We start from the raw sequence: 7238 nt of genomic DNA, 5'->3' as shown, positions 1-7238 counted from the left end.
CGCCGGGCGGCCGTCAGCACGTCGGCGTCGCCGGGGTCGTCCCAGCCGCGCAGCACGGTAGCGGCCCCGAGCAGCCGCGCCGCCCGGTCCGGCCGGTCGCGGCCCAGCTCGATCGCGGCGGCCGCGACCGCCACGGCCGGTGCGACGGGCGTGTTCCAGGTCAGGGTCAGGTGCACCGCCGGGTCGTCGAGCCGGCGGGCGGCCCTGCCGGGGTGCCCCTCCGCCGCGTCCAGGTGGGCGAGCATGATCAGCAGCATCGCGGTCAGATGCGGCGTCGCCCGGTCGGACGGCCCACCGGACGGCCCACCGGACGGCGCTTCGGCCAGACCCGCCCAAGCGTGGTCGCGGGCCTGCCCCGCCCGGCCGGCCCGCCACTCCAGCCGCGCCAGGCCCAGCCGAACCTGGGTTCGCGACTCGGCCGACCCGGTCCGCTCGGCCAGGTCGAGCAGGTCGGCCAGCTGCCGCCGTCCGCCCTCGACATCGCCCGTCCTGGCCAGGTCGAGGGCGGCCGCGACCTCGCTCTCCACCGTGTGCTCGGGCATGCCGAGCTCCCGGAAGCACCGGCTCGCCCGCTCGGTCAGGCCCCGCGCGCCGTCCGGGTCGCCGGCCCGGCGCAGCGCCGAGTTCAGGGTGCTCAGTGTGATCCCCAGCCCCCACCGCTCGCCGAGTTCCTCAAAGCCGGCCAACGCGTGCTCCAGCACGCGCGCCGCTTCGGCGGGATGCCCGGTGTTCAAGGCCAGCACGCCCTGGACGAGCAGGGCCAGCGACCGGTCCCAGGGATCCGCCCGCTCGTCCGGGGGGCGGGCCGGGTCCGCCGTGGCCGCATCGCCTCCGCCGCCTATGGCGAGCGTCAGCCGGGCCATCTCCAGAAGGGGATGGGCGCCGGGGGAGGCGTCCTGGAGCGCCTTCGCGATCCGGTCGAAGGTCGCCTCCGACTCGTCCGGGCGGCTGATGGACTCGGTGGTGGCGAGGGCGTGCGCGGTGACCACCAGCGCGCGCGCCCGCGGCTCGGCCGGGCCGGGGGCCCGGAGTATCCGGCCGAGCAGGTCCAGCGACTCCGGTGGGTGATCCCGCAGGAACCAGAACCAGCACAGTGCCGCGCCGAACCGGACCGCGAGGCCGGCGTCGCCGGACTCGGCCGCCCAGCGGATCACCGCCGACAGGTTGTCCCGTTCGGCGGACAGGCGGACCAGCCAGCGCAGCTGGCCGGACGTGCGCAGGTACCGGTCGGCGGTCTCGGCCGTCCCGAGCAGGAACAGGGCGTGCCTCTCGCGGACGACGTCGACCTCCTCGCGCCGGGCCAGTCGTTCGAGGCCGTACTCCCGGATGGTCTCCAGCAGACGGTAACGCGGCTCGACGGGGTCGGCGGGCTCCACCGGGTGCAGCAGGGACTTGTCCACCAGTGCCGCCAGCGTCTCCCGGGCGTCGCCGTCCCCGCCGATCGCCTCCGCCGCGTCCTCGGTGAAGGAGCCGGGCACGACCGACAGCCGTTCCAGCAGCGTCCGCTCGCCGTCGTCGAGGAGATCCCAGCTCCAGGCCACGGCGGCGTGCAGCGTGCGGTGCCGCGGCAGCGCGGTGCGGCTTCCCCCGGTGAGCAGCCGGAACCGGTCGTCCAGCCGCGCCGCGACCGCCTCGGCGGGCAGGGCGCGCAGCCGCGCCGCGGCGAGCTCGATCGCCAGCGGCAGGCCGTCCAGGCGGCGGCAGATCTCGATCGCCGCCGTCAGCGCGCCGCCCTCCAGCGTGAAGCCCGGCCGCGCCGCCACGGCCCGGTCGCGGAACAGCCGGACCGCCGCGCCGTCGCGGGCCTGCTCGGCCGTCGCCCCCGGCTCCGGCAGCGCCAGGGGCGGGACGGGATGCAACGTCTCGCCGTCCACCCGCAGGACCTCCCGGCTGGTGGCCAGCACCCGCAGTCCCGGGCACCGGGCGAGCAGGGTCCCGGCGAGCGCCGCGGCGGCCTCGATCACGTGCTCGCAGTTGTCCATGACCAGCACCGGGTCGCCGTCGGCGAGCCGCTCGACCAGGTCGTCCATGACCTCCTCCGGCGAGGTGCCGGGACGCGGGCGCGCGCTCTCGTCGCGCGCCCGCAGCAGGTCGAGCAGCACGCGGGGCACGTCGTCGGCGCCGACCGGGGCCAGCGGGAGGAACCAGACCCCACCGGACGGCGCGAGCCGCCGGCCGATGGCGTTGGCCAGCCGGGTCTTGCCCGCCCCTCCGGGACCGACCAGGGTGACCAGCCGGACCCGGCCGAGCAGGTCGAGGACGCGGCGGACGTCCTCGTCGCGGCCCACGAAGCTGGTGAGCGGAACGTCCAGTCCGCCCTGAGACCGCTGCGACCTCTGCGGCCGAGGCCGGGACGGGGCCTGAGCCGGGGGCCGGGACAGGTCGCCGCGCAGCACCGCCAGGTGGGCCTCCCGCAGCAGGGGGCCGGGATCGCCGCCGAAGGCGTCCGCGAGCACGCCGCGGATCCGCTCGTAGGCGGCCAGCGCCTCGGTGCCGCGCCCGTCCAGGGCCAGGGCCTTGATGAGCTGGGCGTGCAGCCGTTCGCGGAGCGGGTGCGCGGCGGTCAGCGCTTCGAGCTCGGCGACCAGCTCGGACCCGGCGGCCGGGGAGCCCACGTGGAACGATCCGGCGCGCGGGGAAGCGGAGCACAGGGCAAGGTCGGCCTCGACCCGGTCTTCCAGGGCGGACAGCCTGGCCCGCTCAAGCCGCTCGGCCTCGGCGGCGGCGAACGGCGCCTCCCGCACGTCCGCCAAGGCGGGACCGCGCCACAGGTCCAGGGCCTCGCGGAAGGCGGCGGCGGCCTCGGCGGGCCGCGACCGTGCGTGCCGGCCCGCGCGAACCAGCCGCTCGAAACGGACGGCGTCGACCGCGTCCGGTTCGACGGCCAGCCGGTACCCGGCCGGGCTCGACGTCAGCAGCCCGGGGCGGCCCAGGACGCGCCGCGACCGGGACGCCAGCGACTGCAGCGCGTGGAGCGGGCCCTCCGGTTCCGCCCCGTCCCACAGTGCCTCGACCAGGGCCGCGGGCGGGACGGCGCGCCCGGCGTCCAGCGCCAGCCTGGCCAGCAGCGCCCGCAGCCGCGCGCCCCCGACCGGGGCGGGGCCGGTGCCGGTGTCCAGCAGCAGGGAGCCGAGGACGCCGACCCGCATGCCTCCGCCGGCGCCGCGCGACCCGGCCGCATCCCCCATGGCCCGGAGTCTGTCAGAGTTCCGGGCGTGCGCCGGGCGGCGCGGGCCCGGAACCGCGAGGTGCCGGGCCCGGTCTCATCACCGGCCGCGTGTCCGTGGCCCCTGGGCCGTCAAAGGCGCCTGGCGCAGTAGGACTTCAGGCCCAGCCTGTCGGCCGACAGCCGCACGCCCTCGTCGTCGTCGCAGACGCGTTTCATCCCCTCGGCGATCTCGGTGACCTTGTACTCGGGTTTCAGTCCGCCCTTGCAAGGCACCTCGACGTAGTTGGCGGAACGTTTGACCAGGCAGTCTCCGACGACGATGATCCCGCCTCCCAGCCCGGGCCGGGCCTGGTGCGGCGGACGCAGGTTCCGCAGGCAGTAGTAGGCGCTGCCACCTTCCGGCGACTTGAGCACGCTGTCGGTGTCGGCGGGGCAGTCGGCCTGCGCCGACCCGGTGTTCAGCGGGTTGGTCACGATTCCCAGCCCGACCACCTTCGCGACCGCCCGCCCGTCATCGCAGCCGACCTTGAACCACGACGGCCGGTCGGCCAGGCAGTCGTCCTTCACGACCAGGCCGAAGCTGGGGCGCGGCGTTGAGGGCACGGAACTCGGTGAGGGGGCCTCCGCCGCGCTCGTACTGGACGGCGGTGAACTGGCGGGAGAGGCGGAATGCCCGCCGCCGCACCCGGTGGCGACCCACGCGATTAACGCCGGCCCCAGGGCGGTGACCGCGACGCGGACCGTGCGGGGACGACGGGCGCGAGCGCGACTGGTGCGCTGTGCGCCCGGCGTGGACGCGGGGGAGATCAGCGGCATTGATTCTCCTATGATCAAGGAAGGTTCCCCCATTGTCCGTGCGCCGTCGGACGATCGCGTCGGTCCACGGTCCCGATCAACTGGGCCGGGGCAGCGCCTCCGGGGCGGGCCGGTCGCGGCCCGCCCCGTCTGCGAGCGCGGGTCAGAAGGGCTTGGTCGGCAGGTACTTGCCGTCCAGGGTGATGACGGCGCGCTCACCGCCCTCGGGGTCGGGGACCTTCCGCACGTCGAGCCTGAAGTTGATCGCGGAGATGATGCCGTCGCCGAACTGCTCGTGGACGAGGGCCTTCAGGGTCGTCCCGTAAACCTGGAGGATCTCGTAGAAGCGGTAGATGGTCGGGTCCGTGGGAACGCCGCCGGGAATCGAGCCGCGCACCGGGACGGTCTGCAGGAGCAGCGCGTCGTCCTCGTCCAGGCCCAGCAGCGCGGCGACCGCGTTCGCGGAGCTCTCCGGCAGCGGATGCTGGCCGAGCACGGCGGCGGTGGTGAACACGACGGACAGGCCGGAGACCTCGGCGATCCGCTCCCAGGAGAGGTTCGCGCGGGTCTTGGCCTCCACGGCCCTGACGGCCAGTGCCTGGCGGGCGGCGGGGTCGAACTGGGCGTGCACCATGGGCGGGACCCTTTCCCTCTGTGCCCCCTCGCGCACGGGACGCGAAGCGGGCGGGTTCAGAGTGACCGCCCCGGCACGCCCTGACAACGCTTCCGGCGACTGTGGCGCGGCTGTGGCTCAGGGGCGGCGCGGCGGCGGCGCGTCGTCGGGCGGTGACGGAGATGGACGTTCTCCCATCGATCGTGTCGTCCCGGCGGGATCCTTGAAGAAGGACCGTGAAAGGGGCCGGTGTGAGCAAGGCGGATGCCAGGGAAGAGATCGCGCGCATGGCGCGAGAGGCGCGGGAGTCGATCGGGCAGTTCGCGTCCTTGGACGAGCTGCTCCGCTCGACGCTGCCCCGGCTGGCGGATCCGGGCCGGGACGCGGAGTTCGACGCGGCGGTGGAGGAGCTGACCGGACGGCTCGACGAGACCGCCGTCCATCGGCTCGCGATGCTGCTGAGTGAACTCTGGCTGTACTGGAACACCGCGGAGCCCATCCGACCGGACGTTCCAGCCCGCCCCTTTCCCGTCGAGGAGACGTCCGCTTCCCAGGATCGCGGTGCGCTGCCCGACGTCACGGAGCTCGTGGTGAACCTCGCCTCCTACGTGGGCTCCGCCGCCCTCGGCGGGGTGATCGGCAACCGGGCCGACATCCAGGTGCGGCGCGTGCTCGACGTCGTCCGGGCGCGCTGGCAGTCCCGCCGAGGGGCCCCCGACACGCCTCTGACCAGGGAGGAGGCCATCGAGGTCGTGGACGCGGCCGCCGCCGTCCACGGCTACGACACCGGCGGCGCCGAGCTGCTGGAGACCGAGCTTCGCGACGATGGCGCGTGGCTGGTCCGGCTGGGCGTGGACGGCGAGACGCTGACGGCGGTCGTCCCGCCCGGTGACCCGGGGCGGGCTCGGGTGGTCATCCGCGTCTCCTGATCGGCCGAGCCTCATTCGCCGATGTAGACGAACGGTGCCCAGTAGAAGGGGTCGGCGAAGGGACGGTGGCCCGGATCACCGGCGTCCAGCGTGGCCAGGACGGACCGTGCGCCCGGCGAACGCGACCGGTTCTCCTCCGCCAGCCGACGCAGCGCCGGGTCCGCGCCGAGGAGCGACCGCAGTTCCACGGCGGTCAGCCCGGAAAGCCACCGCTGGGCACGGCCCAGCGCCTCCCACGGTTCCAGGGGCGTGCCCTCGTGTACCAGCAGCAAGCCGTAGAGGCGCTCCATCAGCAGGGAGGTCGGGAGGTCGTTGACCGCCCACAGGCTGCCGATCACTCCGGGCGTCCCGGAGAGCATCACGGCCGTGGGCAGCCCCATGACCTCGTCGGCCAGCGGGACGGAGCCGACGGAGCCGACCAGCGCGCTCTGGCAGGCGGAAAGCACCACCAACCGGGCCGCGGAGAACGGGCGGCGGCGGGCGATCTCCTCCAGAGTGAGCCGTTCACCGTCCGCGAGCTCCAGATAGGGGGTCCGGCCCCGGTCGAGGAACGGCACGACGCCATGGCAGGCCAGGTGCACATGCGTGGCCGTACGCGCCGCGTCCAGCAGGCGGTCCTTGGTCGCGTCCTCGCCGTACAGGCAGGTCGCCTCGCCGAAGAGCGCGGAGATCCCGTCCAGCTCGCGCATCGCGAACCACAGCGGGCGCGGATGCGGCAGCGGATTCCCGGCCCCCGCCAGGACGGGACGCCCCGGCGCGGCGACGGCGGCACGTTCGCGGGCATGCCGCAGGACCCGCGCGGACGGGGCGAACGTCACGGCCAGGTCGTCGATCAGGCAGCGTCCGGCCTCGTCGTAGGCGATCGTGTGCAACGGCATCAGGGCGAGCGGCCCGCACGGGACCAGGACCGCCCGGGACGCCCCCGCCTCGCGGAGCGCGCCGGCGAGCGGCCGGACGATCTCACGGCCCAGGACCTCCAGGCGGCCCAGTTCCTCGCGGCCGGTGCGATGGTGGGCGCCCGGATCGTCGAACGCGCGGCCGAGGGTCAGAGCGGAGGCGCCATCGGCGAAGCGGGTCTCCACGACGTTGTAGAGCAGCCGCAGGTAGCCCGCCATCATCGGGAAGACCGTGTCCTCGGACGCCGAACGATGCAGCAGGCCGTTCAGGTCGTCCGTGGTGAAGGGCGCCCACAGCGGGGTCACCTCGACGGAGTCCGCGCCCCGGCGGCCGACCAGGAGCGTGAGGGATCCCCACGGAGTGGTGTTGAGATAGGCGATCGGCGCGTCCGAGCGCACCGCCGCGTCCAGAACGGACGGTCCGGGTGGTTCCAGGAAGTCCTCGTGCCCCGGAACGCGGCGGATCCGGCGGACCGCGCTGTCCAGCGCCTCCCGCGCCGTCCTCATCCGCGCCGCCAGGCCCGTCAGGACCTCGCCCGCGTCACCGGACGGATGCTCGGCGTCCTGAGCGCGGCGCAGGCGGTCCGCCGCGTCCCGGTAGAAACGGTGCAACCGGGGGTGGTCACGCTCCAGGTCGTCGAGGTGGCGGTGGTCGCGCTCCAGGGCGTCGCCCAGGGCCCGCGCCCGGCCGCGCTCAAGCATCATGACCGCGTCCATCGGCCGTCCCGCCCTGGCCAGGCAGTACGAGGCCAGGCGCGCCGTGGAAGGACCGGACTCCAGATGGTGACGCCGTCCGAGCACGGTGAGCGCGGCCGGGTACTGCGACTCCGCCGCCT

At 74.9% G+C, this 7238-nt stretch carries 5 protein-coding genes; 1 reads left to right on the top strand and 4 read right to left on the bottom strand.

Features of this window, described 5'->3' with window-relative positions; genetic code table 11:
* The 3 genes from E1291_RS37080 to cynS all read right to left on the bottom strand — a co-directional run.
* The coding region (locus tag E1291_RS37080) for an ATP-binding protein (protein ID WP_131742724.1) at positions 1-3188 on the bottom strand (3188 nt) is incomplete at its 3' end.
* 110 nt (positions 3189-3298) lie between these two features.
* A complete protein-coding gene (locus E1291_RS37075; protein ID WP_131742723.1) occupies positions 3299-3772 on the bottom strand; it encodes a hypothetical protein in 474 nt (157 codons plus the stop codon).
* Between the two features lie 355 nt (positions 3773-4127).
* A complete protein-coding gene (gene cynS / locus E1291_RS37070; protein ID WP_131742722.1) occupies positions 4128-4598 on the bottom strand; it encodes a cyanase in 471 nt (156 codons plus the stop codon).
* Positions 4599-4828: 230 nt separating this feature from the next.
* Between cynS and E1291_RS37065 the strand changes: the two genes are divergently transcribed.
* Positions 4829-5506 carry a hypothetical protein gene (locus tag E1291_RS37065; protein ID WP_131742721.1) on the top strand — a complete coding sequence of 226 codons (678 nt, stop codon included), beginning with the start codon at positions 4829-4831 and terminating at the stop codon, positions 5504-5506.
* 11 nt (positions 5507-5517) lie between these two features.
* On the opposite strand, the gene E1291_RS37060 is transcribed toward E1291_RS37065, so the two are convergent.
* A partial coding sequence (locus E1291_RS37060) for a CHAT domain-containing protein (RefSeq protein ID WP_131742720.1) occupies positions 5518-7238 on the bottom strand: 1721 nt, incomplete at its 5' end.

Origin of the sequence: Actinomadura roseirufa (assembly GCF_900659635.1) — a bacterium.
Classification (GTDB): Bacteria; Actinomycetota; Actinomycetes; order Streptosporangiales; family Streptosporangiaceae; genus Spirillospora; species Spirillospora roseirufa.
The sequence above is the reverse complement of the archived record's forward strand: the minus strand, read 5'-3'. Positions and strand labels throughout refer to the sequence as shown.

Coding starts and splice junctions, on each gene's coding strand:
- cynS (WP_131742722.1), bottom strand. CDS start 4,598: ATGGTGCACGCCCAGTTCGACCCCGCCGCCCGCCAGGCACTGGCCGTC.